Origin of the sequence: Streptomyces sp. SID14436, from assembly GCF_010548465.1 — a bacterium.
Lineage (GTDB): Bacteria > Actinomycetota > Actinomycetes > Streptomycetales > Streptomycetaceae > Streptomyces.
Window position 1 is genome coordinate 1 of the sequence record NZ_JAAGMD010000447.1, and the last position, 11,853, is coordinate 11,853.

Here is an 11,853-nt window from a genome sequence, read left to right on the forward strand (position 1 = left end):
CGGCGGTCACGCCGGGCGTCAGCGCGGTGGCCGCCGTCGGGGCGGGCTCGGAGGGCGCCGGGGGCTGCCCGCCGGCCCGCCGTCGTCCTGGGGCGGGGGGTGCAGGGGTGGCCGGCGGAGCGGTTCACCGCCCTGACCGTTTCGCTCATCGCACGAAACCTCCACCCTTGTGTCCGCCGCGGCCCCCGGGGGACACATCCCCCGCGCACCCTCTCCTCATACTGTGCCAATTATCGCGTCTCGCCCGATCGGGCGAGGAATCACAGAAATGGGCGGATCGCCACCGCACGGCAGCTCGTCCACCTGTTTGCAGCTTATACGCAGGTCAAGAACACGCAAAGAGAAGGTTTGCCGATCGCATGTGACCCCCGTCGCACCCGGACGTACGGGTCGCCCGCTTCGCCCGCCCCAAGACGGCGGCCAGGTGCGGAAGCCGTGGGGTCCCCGTGAGCCGGGCTTCACCCCCTCCACACTTTGCCAGTGCAGGAACGCAAATCAGAGCCCGTCCGGCATCCTCGAAGCCCGCACTTTCCGGAACATTCTCACACAATGGCTCAATTCACCGCTCCCGGTCACCGTTCGCCCGGGCCGATGCGGGGTGATCTGCTCCCTGCCGACGCCTTTATGATCCATACGGGACCGGGCGGATTCCAGAGCTCGCCGCCCACCCCCTCGACAGCCCTTGGCAACCGCGAACGTGTCCCGGCGCCTCCGCACGCCCGGTGACACATATGACGAAAGGTGTGAACTGCATGGTGCTCGGACTGCTGCGGCGACGGCGCGAGGGGGCCTCCGGGGCCACGCCGGACCTCTCCGCCCTCCTCCCCGCGGGCGCCGGCGGATTCGCCTGCGCGGTCGTCGACAGCGGGGAGCAGCCCGTCGGCGGGGCCGAGGTGACGGTGACCGCGCTGGACAGCCACCGGGTCGCGGCCCGGGGCACCACCGATCCGTACGGCCTGTTCCTCGCGGCTCTGCCGCCGGGTGCGTACAGCGTGCTGACCGCCGCCGAGGGGCTGTCCCCGGACCGCCGGACCGTCGAGATACACGCCGGACTCGTGCCCGCCCCCGCGCGCGTGCAGCTCGTGCCCGCCCGCCGGCTGGAGCTGCCCGCGGCCGGGACCTGGCTGTTCGATCCGCCGCACACCGCGATCCGCTTCATCGCCCAGCACGTCGGCATGGCGCACGTGCACGGCCGGTTCACCCGGTTCCAGGGCGGCATCCGCGTCGCGCCGGACATGACCGACTCCCAGGTGTCGGTGCGCATCGACGCCTCCAGCATCGCCACGGGCAACCGGACCCGGGACAACCACCTGCGGTCCGCCGACTTCCTCGACGTCGAGCGCTACCCGCACATCGACTTCGTCAGCAGCCGCTTCGCCTACCACGGCGGCTCGAAGTGGACCCTGCACGGCACGCTGACGATGCACGGCACCAGTCGCTCCGTCGGCCTCGACACCACCTACCTCGGCACGGTCAACGGCGGCTACGGGCAGGAGCTGCGCTGCGCGGCCCTGGCCCGGGCGGAACTGCACCGCGAGGACTTCACCCTCAACTGGCGTTCCATGCTGGCCCGCGGCATCGCGGTCGTCGGCCCCACCGTCCAGCTCGAACTGGACGTCCAGGCGATGTACCGCACCCACGACACCCCCACGCCGCCCGAGTAGCCCCCGCCCGTCAGGACGCGGTGGCCCGGTACCGGCTCCGGGCGCGGTGGACGCAGGCGGCGGCGACCACGAAGGGCCACAGCGACTGCATCGAGGTCACCACGCGTTCGGCCACGCCGGCGGCCCCGTCGTCGTCCATCTCGAACAGGAACCACAGCGCCCCGGCCCCCATCGCCAGGGTCACGGCGAGGGAGGTCGCCGGCCACAGCGGCCAGGGCGCGGTGCGGCTGCGGTCGGCGGCCAGGACGGGCCACAGGGCGAGCAGCGCGAAGCCGACCGCCGCGACCGAGCCGTGGCGCAGCGAGCCCCCGCTGCTCGGCGGCGGCACCATCGCCACCACCAGCGCCGCCACTCCCCCGCACGCCAGCGCCACCCGCCCCGGGGCCGCGGCTGCCCGCAGACCCCAGGCCGTCAGCAGGTGGCAGACCCCCAGGGCCATCAGCGCCGCCGTCATCACCCACGCCCCCGCCGCGCCCTGGGCCGCCAGCACGCTGATGGTCTGCGTCACGGGATCGTAGGCGGGCCCTTCGAGGTGCCCCGCGACCGTCCAGCCGCCGGCCAGCAGCAGGGGCGCGCATCCCGACGAGAGCAAGGTCCACTTGGGCACAGGTCGCACCGGGACACGGTAAAGCAGACAAAACACCATTCGTCGGACCTTCGACCGGTCGGTGGGGCCCGTCCCGGCCGCCCGACCTCAACAGACCTTGGCGGTTTTCTTAAGGCTTCTTGAAGTTGACCTTCGAACCGCGGAATCCATTCCTCCGGCCCCTACGCTCGCAGCACCCCCCACAGTCCCGGTGGGTGCCATCGCGCCCACCGGGTCTCCCTCCGACCGACCGACCGACCGAGGTGTCCTACGCAATGGGTTCCCGCCGAGCCGCCCGCAAGCCCCGCTCCCACGCCCGCCCCGGCGGCGGGCACCGGACGCGCAACACCACCCTGGTGCTCGGTGCCGCGGTCCTCACGGCAGTCGTCGGATTCGCCCTGACCGGCATCGGCGGCGACGGTGACGGCGACGACGGTGCCTCGGACCGGGTGGCCGCGAGCACGGTCGACCAGGCCCCCTCGGCGGAGGAGACGACGCCGTCCGCCTCCCCGTCCACGAGCGCGAGCGCCTCCCCCGAGGCGTCCCCGAGCAAGAAGGCCGGGAAGAAGAAGGCGTCGAAGTCGGCGACCCCCACCCGCACCGCGACTCCGACGCAGGCCGCCAAGGCACCCGAGCGCCCCTCCACCAAGGCCGGCAGCGACCGCGGCACCGGCGGCGGCGCCTCCGGCTCGGGGTCCGGCTCGGGCGGCTCCGGCAGCCCGGGCGGCAGCGCCGAGACCCAGGTGATCGCCCTGGTCAACCAGGAACGGGCCGCGGCCGGGTGCTCCCCGCTGACGGCCAACGCCCGGCTGACCCGCGCCGCGGACGACTACAGCGACGTGATGGCCGCGAGCGGCGTGATGTCCCACACCGGCCCCGACGGCTCCACCATGACCACCCGGGTCGAGGCCGCCGGGTACCAGTGGTCGACGCTGGGCGAGAACATAGCCCGCGGGCAGGCCGACGCCGCCTCGGTGATGAAGTCCTGGATGAACAGCCCCGGCCACCGCGCCAACATCCTGAACTGCTCCTTCAAGGAGATAGGCGTCGGCGTCCACTTCGGTGACGGCGGCCCCTGGTGGACGCAGAACTTCGGCGCGAGCCGCTGAGCCGGCTCACCCCCGCGCGGACGCCAGCGCGAACGACACCCGCACCCGTGCGCCGCCCATCGGCGCACGGGTGATCGTCAGTTCCCCGTCCGCCGCCCGGGCGGCGCGGGCCACGATGTCCAGGCCGAGGCCCGTGGAGCCGCCGACGCTGACCCCGCGGGTGAGCGCCGCCTCCGGGTCGTCGACGCCCGGGCCGGCGTCGTCCACGGTGAGCAGGACCCGCTCGTCGGCCCGCTCCACGCGGACCGCGAAGGCCGTCCCCTGGGGCGTGTGCCGGAAGACGTTGCCGATCAGGGCGTCGACGACCGCCGCCAGCTCGTCCTGCGGGAAGCGGACCGGGGTGGGGCGGGGCGTGAAGTAGCGTTCCCACGGCCGGTCCTGCTGGGTCGCGAGGACGGCCCAGAACTCCAGGCGTTCGGCGACCACCTCGGACACGTCGCACGGCTTCGCCGGGTCGTGGGCCGCGCCGCCCGGCTGCGAGACCGCCAGCGGGGCCCGGGCGGCCGTGATGACCGCGTCCAGTTCGCTCTCCAGCTGGGCGGTGGCCTCGGCGATGCGGCGCGCGCTCGGCGTGGGCCCCATCCGGTCCGCCTCCAGGCACAGCGCGGTGAGCGGGGTGCGCAGCCGGTGGGAGAGGTCCGCGACCAGTTCCCGCTCGACGGCGAGCAGGTCGACGACCCGGTCGGCCATGGTGTTGAACGCCGCCCCGGCCTCCTGCAGCTCCGGCGGGCCGTCCGGTTCGACGCGCACGTCGAGGTCGCCCGAGCCGAGGGCGAGGGAGGCCCGCTTCAGGCTGCGCGAGGAGCGCACGACGCGGGCGCCGAGCCGGTCGGCGACCAGGACCGAACCGCCGACCAGGCCCAGGGCGAGCAGGGCCATCACGCCCCAGGACGCGGCGACGCCCCGGCTGAGGTCGGCGGCGGGCACGTGGGACTCGACGACCGCGACCCGGTCGCCCCGCAGGACGACGGGCTGGAGGTAGCTCCAGCCCTCCTCGGTGTCCAGCGCCAGGGTCTGCCGGTCCTCGACGGCACGGTCCAGTGCGCTGCGGGGGGCGTGCGGGGTGCCGACGACGTCGCCGTCGGGCAGCCGCACGGCGAGCCGGCCCGGCGAGCCGATCTCGCCCAGGGCCTGCTCCACGTCCGAGCGCCGGGTGGTGAGGGCCAGCACCGGGGACAGGGCGGAGGCGCGCTGTTCGGCGACGGTGGTGGCCTGGTCGCGGGCCTGTTCCCGGACGAGCAGGGCGAGCGGGATGAGGAACGACAGGGCCACCATCGACGTGACGGCGAGCGCGATACCGGCGAGCGCGCGTCTCACGGCGAGCCGACCAGCTTGATGCCGATACCGCGCACGGTGTGCAGGTAGCGCGGCTGGCGCGCCTTCTCCCCCAGCTTCCGGCGCAGTGCGGACAGGTGGACGTCCACGGTCTGCTCCTCGAGGTACGGCTGCTGCCACACCTCGGTGAGGATGCGCTGCCGTGAGACGACCTGGTCGGCATGGGCGGCCAGGTAGGCGAGCAGATCGAACTCGCGGCGGGTCAGCGGCAGCTCCCGGCCGGCCAGGTGCGCCGTGCGCGCGGTGGGGTCGATGTGCAGGTCGCCGACGTGCAGCGCCGGCGGCCGGGGCGCGCCGGTGTCGGCGGGTGCCGAGCGGCGCAGCACGGCGCCCAGCCGGGCGGCGAGCTGACCGCCGGAGAACGGCTTGACCAGGTAGTCGTCGGCGCCGGCGTTGAGCAGCCGGATGATCTCGGTGTCGTCGTCCCGGGCGGTGGCGACCAGCACCGGGACGCGGGATATCCCGCGGATCATGCGCAGCACGTCGAGGCCGTCCAGGTCGGGCAGGCCGAGGTCGAGCACCACGATGTCCGGCGGGCTCTGGGTGATCTCGCGCAGCGCCTCGAAGCCCTGGTGTGCGGTCTTCACCGCGTGGCCGTGTCCACTGAGGACCTCGATCAGCGCGGCCCGGATCACGGCGTCGTCCTCGACGACCAGTACGGAGGCCATGAGCCGGAACGTTAGCGCGTCCGTCACTATGGTGTCGTGCCCCGCCTCCTGCGCTACCTGCTGATATGGCTGTCCTGCACGGCAGCCAGTGTGACGGCCGTCATCGTCACCATCCACTTCGTCGTGGGCTCGACCCGGCCCACGGCGCCCGTCGCGCAGTCGGCGCCGGAGGACCTGCCGGCGGCCACGCGGCCGGCGTCGCCGCCCCCGTCCCCCTCCCCCAGTCCGTCGCGGAGCACCCGCACGCCCCGCCCGACGCCGACGCGGACGGCCGAGACGTCGCCGGAGCCGAGTGCGCCGCGCACCCCGACCACCCGTCCCACTCCCCGTCCCGTGGAGACGGGCGGCAGCGACGCCGGCTGCACGGACGCCGGCTCCGGGGTGCACACGGTGCCCGCCCAGGGCGGGAAGACGACGGTGCGGTTCGGCGGGGGCCGGGTGTGCCTGATCTCCGCGGTGCCCAACCGGGGCTTCACGGTGAGCACGCGACAGACCTCGCCCCAGGCGCTCACCGTGACCTTCTCCGGCGGACGGCAGCGCTCCGAGGTGACCGCCACGGCCGGGTCCCCGGACCGGGTGAGCGTCCGCGAGACGTCGTTCTGACCGCTCCGGCACACCCCGCGAGGACACCCGTGATCGCGGACAGCAGGTGACCGCAAGGCTCCCTACGGTCGTCCCATGACCCACACGCAGAAGATTCTCGTCACCGGTGCCACCGGCACCGTCGGCCGTCAGGTCGTCGCCGAACTGCTCGCCCGCGGCCACGCGGTCCGGGCCCTGACCAGGGATCCGGCGAAGGCCGCCTTCCCGGCCGGCGTCGAGGTGGTCCGCGGCGACCTGGCCGCACCCGACACGCTCGTCCCGGCGCTGGAGGGCGTCACCGGCCTGCACCTGATCACCTTCGACGGCGGCGGTTTCGCCCCGCTGGAGACCGGCCCGCGGATCGTGGAGCAAGCCCGCAAGGCCGGGGTGCGCCGGGTGACCGTGCTGCACGGCGGCGGGCCGAGCCCGCTGGAGGACGCCGTACGCGCCGACGGCTCGGTGGACTGGACGGTGCTGATGCCGGTCGAGTTCATGGCCAACGCCCTGGAGTGGGCGGAGGGGATCGTGACGGCGGACGAGGTGCGCGAGCCCTTCGTGTCCCGGCTGAGCGCCATGGTCCACGAGGGCGACATCGGCGCGGTCGCCGCGGTCGCGCTCACCGAGGAGGGGCACGCCCGCCAGGAGTACGTGATCACCGGTCCGGAGACGCTGACCGTGGCGGACAAGGTGGCGGCCCTCGCCGCCGCCCGCGGCCGGGACATCACGCTGGTCGAGCTGAGCGAGGAGGAGGCCGTGGCCCGCTGGCGGGCCGCCGGACAGCCCGAGGAGGTGATCGGCTTCCTGTTGCAGGTGTACGGCGACACCCCGGAGGTGGGCCGCACGGTCCTCGACACCGTCGAGAAGGTCACCGGGCGGCCGGCCCGCACCTTCGCCCGCTGGGCGGCCGACCACGCGGCGGCGTTCACCGCCCCCGGCGCTCCCTGAGCCCGGCCCACGCCGCGGGGGTGCCGGGACTCCTCGGATGCGCCCGGGCCCCCGCGGGCCGGCGTGCCCGCCGCCGGGCCGTTGCCGGCGCCCGTCAGCAGGCTCGGCGCCATGAGCGTCTCCCTCTGCTGCAGCGCCCGCCGGACCGAGCCGCTGACGGCGGAGGAGTGGGCCGCCGTGGACCGGATCGCCGCCGCCCGGCTCGCCTCCTTCCCCTACGCCGACGAAGAGCCCCCGCACCTCTACGACGGCGGGGGCGGCGAGCCCGGGCAGGTGCCGGCCGGCTCGACCCGGCTGCCCGGCACCCCGGACCGGCTGCTCCCGGTGATCGGCCATGTGCTGGACTCGGTGACGGAGCTGCGCCGCGCCCTGCCGGACGCGGCGTGGCACGTCCACCTGGACGACCTGGACGTCGACTGGGACGAGCGGGAGGGGTACGGGCTGCCCCGCATGCGCGACGCCGGTCTCCTCGCCGAGCTGGACGGGCTCCGACCGGCCTCACCCCCGGCTGATCACCACGGGTACGGTCGTCGGACACCGATGTCCGCATCCCGCGACCGAAGCACGAGGACCACCCGTTGTACTCCGGCAGCTACTACCAGCCCATCGACGAGCACCGCTACAAGCCCACCGCGCACGCGAGCGGCGCGTGGGACACCGACGAGCTGCACTTCAGTCCGCTCGGCGGGCTGATCGTCCACGCGATCGACCGGTACCTGGCCGGCCGGCCCGACAACGGTCTGGCCCCGGCGCGGATCAGCTACGACATCCTGGGCCGTCTCGCCCTGGACGAGTGCGAGATCCGGGTGGAGACGATCAGGCCGGGCCGCACCATAGAGCTGCTCGAAGCGGTGGCGCTGATCGCCGGCCGTCCCGCGGTGCGGGCCCGCGCCTGGCTCCTGGCGTCGGCCGACACCTCCGCCGTCGCCGGCGGCCCCGACGACCGGCTCGCCCCTCCGGAGACCCTGGCGCCCTGGCCCATGGACTCGGTCTGGCCGGGCGGGTACGTGGCCTCCCTGGACGTCCGCCCGGTCGCGCCGCCGCAGCCGGGCCGGACCACGGCCTGGCTCTCCACCGGCCTGGACCTCGTCGCGGGGCAGCCCGTCAGCGCGCTCGCGTCGTTCGTCGCGCTCGTCGACACCGCCAACGGCATCGCGGTCCGGCAGCCGCCGACCGCCTGGATGTTCCCCAACGTGGACCTCACGATCCACCTGCACCGCGGTCCGGTGGGGCGCTGGACGGGGCTCGACACCACCGTCACCTTCGGCCCCACCGGCCACGGCATCACCAGCACCGTCCTCCACGACGTGGAGGGGCCGGTCGGCCATGCCCAGCAGATCCTCACCGTCCGGCCGATGCCGGGCGCCGACGGACCGTAGGGCGGGCGGCCGTCAGGTGGTCGCGCCGGCCTTCTCCCTGTCCCGCGCGGTCGTGGCGCCGCGGGCCAGGGAGCTGGGCCACCAGGCCCGGGGGCCGATGTCGATCACCAGCGCGGGCACCAGCAGGGACCGCACCACGAGGGTGTCGAGCAGGACGCCGAAGGCGACGATGAACGCCAGCTGCACCAGGAAGACCAGCGGGATCACCATCAGGGCGGCGAAGGTGGCGGCGAGCACCACCCCGGCGGACGTGATGACGCCGCCGGTCGTGGTGAGTCCGCGCAGGACGCCCTGCCGCGGGCCGAGCGTCCGTGCCTCCTCCCGCACCCGGGACATCAGGAAGATGTTGTAGTCCACGCCGAGCGCGACCAGGAACACGAACCCGTACAGCGGCACCGAGGCGTCCATGCCGCTGATGCCGAGGAGGTGCTCGAAGACGAGCACGGCCACGCCGAGGGTCGCCAGGTAGTTCAGCGCGACCGTCGCCACCAGGAGGGCCGGGACGAGCAGCGACCGCAGCAGCGCGACCAGGATCAGCAGGATGATGCCGAGCACCACGGGCACGATGACCATGCGGTCCCGGGCCGCGGTCTGCTGGGTGTCGTACTGCTGGGCCGTGTAGCCGCCGACCAGCGCGTCGGCGCCGGGCACGGCGTGCACCGCCTCGCGCAGCCGCTGGACGGTCTCCTTGGCGGCGTCGCTGTCCGCGGAGTCGCTCAGCGTGACGTCGACACGGACCCGGCCGTCGACGACGAGTGGTTCGCCTGCTCCCGGCTGCCCGGACTCGGAGACCGCGGCGGCCGACGCCACGCCCCCGGTGTCCTCGGCGGCGGCCGTCACCTCGCGGACCCGGTCGGCGTCGGCGATGACGACGGCGGGGTTGCCGGAGCCGCCCGGGAAGTGCTCGGTGATCGTCTGCTGGGCGGAGACGGACGGGGCGTCGTTGACGAAGATCTCGTCGAGCGGCACACCCTTGGCGGTCAGGGTGGAGGAGAAGCCGGCGAGCAGGGCCAGGCCCAGCGCGGTCACCACCCAGGTGCGGCGCGGCCGGCGGTCCACGGTCGCCGCGACGCGGTGCCAGATGCCCTTGCCCTCGTCGTCCGGGCCGGACGCCTTCGGCCGGGACGGCCAGTAGGCGGCCCGCCCGACGAGGGCCAGCACGGCGGGCAGGAACGTCAGCGTGGACAGCACGGCGCAGACGATGCCGATGGCGCCCACCGGGCCGAGGGCCCGGGTGTTGGTGAGGTCGCTGGCGAAGAGCGCGAGCAGGCCGAGGGCCACGGTGGCGGCGCTGGCGGTGATCGCGCCGAAGGAGCGGCGCACCGCGACGAGGGCGGCCGTCGCCCGGTCCTCGCGCAGGGCGAGTTCCTCCCGGAAGCGGGCGGCCAGGAGCAGCGCGTAGTCGGTGGCCGCGCCGATCACGAGGATGGAGAGGATGCCCTGCACCTGCCCGTCGACCATGACGACGTCCCGGTCGGCCAGGAAGTAGACGACCGCGCAGGCCAGGGACAGGGCGAACACCGAGCCGAGGATGATCACGAACGGCAGGAGGACGCTGCGGTAGACGAGCAGGAGGATCAGCAGGACCGCGCTCAGGGCCACGCCCAGCAGCAGTCCGTCGATGCCGGCGAAGGCGTCGGACAGATCGGCCTGGCTGGCGGCCGGTCCCGCGATCTGGGCCCGGGTGCCGGGTACGTCGCCCACCGCCTCACGCACGTCGTCCAGGACGCCGGGCAGTTCGTCGCCCAGGTCGGACTCCAGCTGGACCACGGCCTGCAGGGCCAGTCCGTCGTCGGAGGGGAAGGCGGGTGACGGGCGGTCGACGACCCCGGGCCGCCCGGTGAGCCCGGCGACCGCCTTCGTGGCCGCGGCCCGCTGGGCGTCGGTGATCCGGTCGCCGTCCGCCGTCCACACCACGATCGCGGGCTGGGTGCCGGACTGGTCGAACGCCTCACGGGCCTCCAGGACCCGGGTGGACTCGGCGCTCTCGGGCAGGAACGTCGACTGGTCGTTGGTGGCGACCTCGCCCAGCTTGCCCGCGTAGGGCCCGAGGGTCCCGCCCACGCCCAGCCACACCACCAGCAGGACGAGCGGTACGGCCCACCGGGCCCAGCGGGGTGCGGTTCTCATCGGACTCCTCCGGCGGAAGGTGACAACAGGTGGAAGGACGGCAGGGATCAACGACAAGGGGGCGAGCGGGTCACCTCATCGATACCTCAGCGATCGAGTATCTCGATGATCGAGCAAACATATACTGGGCGCATGAGCGGCCCGGTCAGCACCCCCTCGCCATCTGTTCCGCAGGACGACCCCACGGGGTTGCAGTCCTTCGCGGTCCTGTTGCGCCGTATGAACGGCGAGCTCAACCGCGTCACGGAGGAGTTCGCCCAGTCCCAGGGCCTGCACCTGACCGACATGCGTGCGCTGATCGCGATCCTGGACGACGACCCTGCGCTCGGTCCGATGACGCCGGGCCGGCTGCGCAAGCACCTGAACCTGACCTCGGGCGCCATGACCGCCTGCGTCGACCGGCTCGAGAAGGCCGGTCACATACGGCGGGTCCGGGCGGACGGCGACCGCCGGGTGGTGCACCTGCACTACGCGGACCCGGCCAGGGAGGTCGCCCGCGACTTCTTCCGGCCGCTGGCCCTCAGCACCGACACCGCACGCGCCCGCTTCACCCGGGACGAGCTGATGGTCGTCGTCCGTTTCCTCGCCGAGATGAACCACGAACTGGGCCGCCTGCGGGAGACTCCCGCGCCCTCCGCCCCGGTCGGCTGACACCCCGTCCGGCTCCGCTCACCGCAGGTCGATCAGGCTCAGGCCCAGTTCGGGGTGGTGGGTCCTGGCCAGCTCGGCGGGACTGTCCCGGACGACGACCTCCAGGGTGGGCCAGACCCGTCCCGACAGCAGGTGGCCGCCGCGGGTGGAGCCGTCGGACAGGCCCAGCACGACGTGCAGATGCGGCGCGGGCCCGTCGTCGGCGACGGCGACGTCACCGATCAGCGACAGCACCTCGCACTGCTCGTCGACCGGGAGGGGCCGGTAGTCCAGTTCCTCCCGGTCGAACCAGCCGACGACCGCCTCCGAGAAGGCACCCACGGCGGTGATCTGGGAGGCGCCCAGCGACCGGTCCCGCGCGAAGGCGGTGAGTTCGGCCACGGGATTCTCGCCCGGGTCGAGCACCACCACGTACACCGCCGACGGTCCCTGCCGCACCTGTTGCCACCGCATGCCCGGCCGGGTACCCGGCGCGGCCCCCGGCAACCCGGCGGTGTTCAGGGAACGGTGAGAACCAGTCGGCCGCGGACCTCACCGGCCTCCAGCCGGCGGTGGGCCTCGGCCGTCCTCGCCAGCGGGAGCCGCCCCGCGATCCGCGGGCGCCACGGCGAGTCCCGCAGCAGCCGCCCCACCGCCCGCGCCGCCCGCGCGAGGTCGCTCACGCCGGCGTTGCTGATCGCGAACCCCACGATGCTCGCGTCCTTGGTGTAGAGGCGGCCGGGCGACAGCTCGCCGGGGCCGCCGCCGAGCCCGACCATCGCGACCATGCGCCCGCCGTGGGCGAGCAGTTCGACGGCGTCGGCC

13 protein-coding genes are annotated in these 11,853 nt (G+C 74.0%); 7 read left to right on the top strand and 6 right to left on the bottom strand.

The window, feature by feature from the left end; all coding sequences use genetic code 11:
• The first annotated feature begins 752 nt into the window (after nt 1–752).
• Complete coding sequence (locus G3I53_RS15380) at nt 753–1,664, top strand: YceI family protein (protein WP_164338303.1); 912 nt, start codon at nt 753–755, stop codon at nt 1,662–1,664.
• A gap of 10 nt (nt 1,665–1,674) precedes the next feature.
• On the opposite strand, the gene G3I53_RS15385 is transcribed toward G3I53_RS15380, so the two are convergent.
• The gene (locus tag G3I53_RS15385; RefSeq protein ID WP_164438450.1) at nt 1,675–2,280 is read right to left on the bottom strand and encodes a DUF998 domain-containing protein; all 606 of its coding nucleotides are present in this window, start codon (nt 2,278–2,280) and stop codon (nt 1,675–1,677) included.
• Nucleotides 2,281–2,525: 245 nt separating this feature from the next.
• Here G3I53_RS15385 and G3I53_RS15390 point away from each other — a divergent pair, with 245 nt between their 5' ends.
• Nucleotides 2,526–3,359, top strand: a complete 834-nt coding sequence (locus tag G3I53_RS15390; RefSeq protein ID WP_164337597.1) for a CAP domain-containing protein — start codon at nt 2,526–2,528, stop codon at nt 3,357–3,359.
• A 6-nt stretch (nt 3,360–3,365) separates the two neighbouring features.
• On the opposite strand, the gene G3I53_RS15395 is transcribed toward G3I53_RS15390, so the two are convergent.
• Both G3I53_RS15395 and G3I53_RS15400 read right to left on the bottom strand, forming a co-directional pair.
• A complete protein-coding gene (locus G3I53_RS15395) occupies nt 3,366–4,676 on the bottom strand; it encodes a HAMP domain-containing sensor histidine kinase (protein ID WP_164337598.1) in 1,311 nt (436 codons plus the stop codon).
• Nucleotides 4,673–5,362, bottom strand: a complete 690-nt coding sequence (locus G3I53_RS15400) for a response regulator transcription factor (RefSeq protein ID WP_164348907.1) — start codon at nt 5,360–5,362, stop codon at nt 4,673–4,675. The genes G3I53_RS15395 and G3I53_RS15400 overlap by 4 nt, the downstream gene beginning before the upstream one ends.
• Before the next feature lie 36 nt (nt 5,363–5,398).
• Here G3I53_RS15400 and G3I53_RS33900 point away from each other — a divergent pair, with 36 nt between their 5' ends.
• From G3I53_RS33900 to G3I53_RS15420, 4 genes are all read left to right on the top strand, one after another.
• Nucleotides 5,399–5,965, top strand: a complete 567-nt coding sequence (locus tag G3I53_RS33900; protein ID WP_239063914.1) for a hypothetical protein — start codon at nt 5,399–5,401, stop codon at nt 5,963–5,965.
• 75 nt (nt 5,966–6,040) lie between these two features.
• Nucleotides 6,041–6,889 (top strand): NAD(P)H-binding protein, encoded by an 849-nt coding sequence (locus G3I53_RS15410; RefSeq protein WP_164332732.1) that lies wholly within the window; start codon nt 6,041–6,043, stop codon nt 6,887–6,889.
• Between the two features lie 111 nt (nt 6,890–7,000).
• Complete coding sequence (locus tag G3I53_RS33905) at nt 7,001–7,582, top strand: hypothetical protein (RefSeq protein ID WP_239063915.1); 582 nt, start codon at nt 7,001–7,003, stop codon at nt 7,580–7,582.
• Nucleotides 7,468–8,268, top strand: a complete 801-nt coding sequence (locus G3I53_RS15420) for a thioesterase family protein (RefSeq protein WP_164338134.1) — start codon at nt 7,468–7,470, stop codon at nt 8,266–8,268. The genes G3I53_RS33905 and G3I53_RS15420 overlap by 115 nt, the downstream gene beginning before the upstream one ends.
• Nucleotides 8,269–8,280: 12 nt before the next feature.
• Here G3I53_RS15420 and G3I53_RS15425 read toward each other — a convergent pair whose 3' ends face one another.
• The gene (locus tag G3I53_RS15425) at nt 8,281–10,398 is read right to left on the bottom strand and encodes an MMPL family transporter (RefSeq protein ID WP_164338135.1); all 2,118 of its coding nucleotides are present in this window, start codon (nt 10,396–10,398) and stop codon (nt 8,281–8,283) included.
• A 132-nt stretch (nt 10,399–10,530) separates the two neighbouring features.
• Between G3I53_RS15425 and G3I53_RS15430 the strand changes: the two genes are divergently transcribed.
• Nucleotides 10,531–11,049, top strand: a complete 519-nt coding sequence (locus tag G3I53_RS15430; RefSeq protein WP_203592559.1) for a MarR family transcriptional regulator — start codon at nt 10,531–10,533, stop codon at nt 11,047–11,049.
• A gap of 18 nt (nt 11,050–11,067) precedes the next feature.
• Here the strand turns inward: G3I53_RS15430 and G3I53_RS15435 are convergent, their stop codons facing one another.
• A complete protein-coding gene (locus G3I53_RS15435; RefSeq protein ID WP_164338136.1) occupies nt 11,068–11,502 on the bottom strand; it encodes a PPC domain-containing DNA-binding protein in 435 nt (144 codons plus the stop codon).
• Between the two features lie 44 nt (nt 11,503–11,546).
• On the bottom strand, nt 11,547–11,853 hold a 307-nt coding region (locus G3I53_RS15440), incomplete at its 5' end, for a zinc-binding dehydrogenase (protein WP_164438451.1).

Bases quoted from the DNA above. Each gene is read 5' to 3' on its own strand.
- G3I53_RS15380 (WP_164338303.1), top strand. From the start codon at position 753: ATGGTGCTCGGACTGCTGCGGCGACGGCGCGAGGGGGCCTCCGGGGCC.
- G3I53_RS15390 (WP_164337597.1), top strand. From the start codon at position 2,526: ATGGGTTCCCGCCGAGCCGCCCGCAAGCCCCGCTCCCACGCCCGCCCC.
- G3I53_RS15400 (WP_164348907.1), bottom strand. From the start codon at position 5,362: ATGGCCTCCGTACTGGTCGTCGAGGACGACGCCGTGATCCGGGCCGCG.
- G3I53_RS15410 (WP_164332732.1), top strand. From the start codon at position 6,041: ATGACCCACACGCAGAAGATTCTCGTCACCGGTGCCACCGGCACCGTC.
- G3I53_RS33905 (WP_239063915.1), top strand. From the start codon at position 7,001: ATGAGCGTCTCCCTCTGCTGCAGCGCCCGCCGGACCGAGCCGCTGACG.
- G3I53_RS15425 (WP_164338135.1), bottom strand. From the start codon at position 10,398: ATGAGAACCGCACCCCGCTGGGCCCGGTGGGCCGTACCGCTCGTCCTG.
- G3I53_RS15430 (WP_203592559.1), top strand. From the start codon at position 10,531: ATGAGCGGCCCGGTCAGCACCCCCTCGCCATCTGTTCCGCAGGACGAC.
- G3I53_RS15435 (WP_164338136.1), bottom strand. From the start codon at position 11,502: ATGCGGTGGCAACAGGTGCGGCAGGGACCGTCGGCGGTGTACGTGGTG.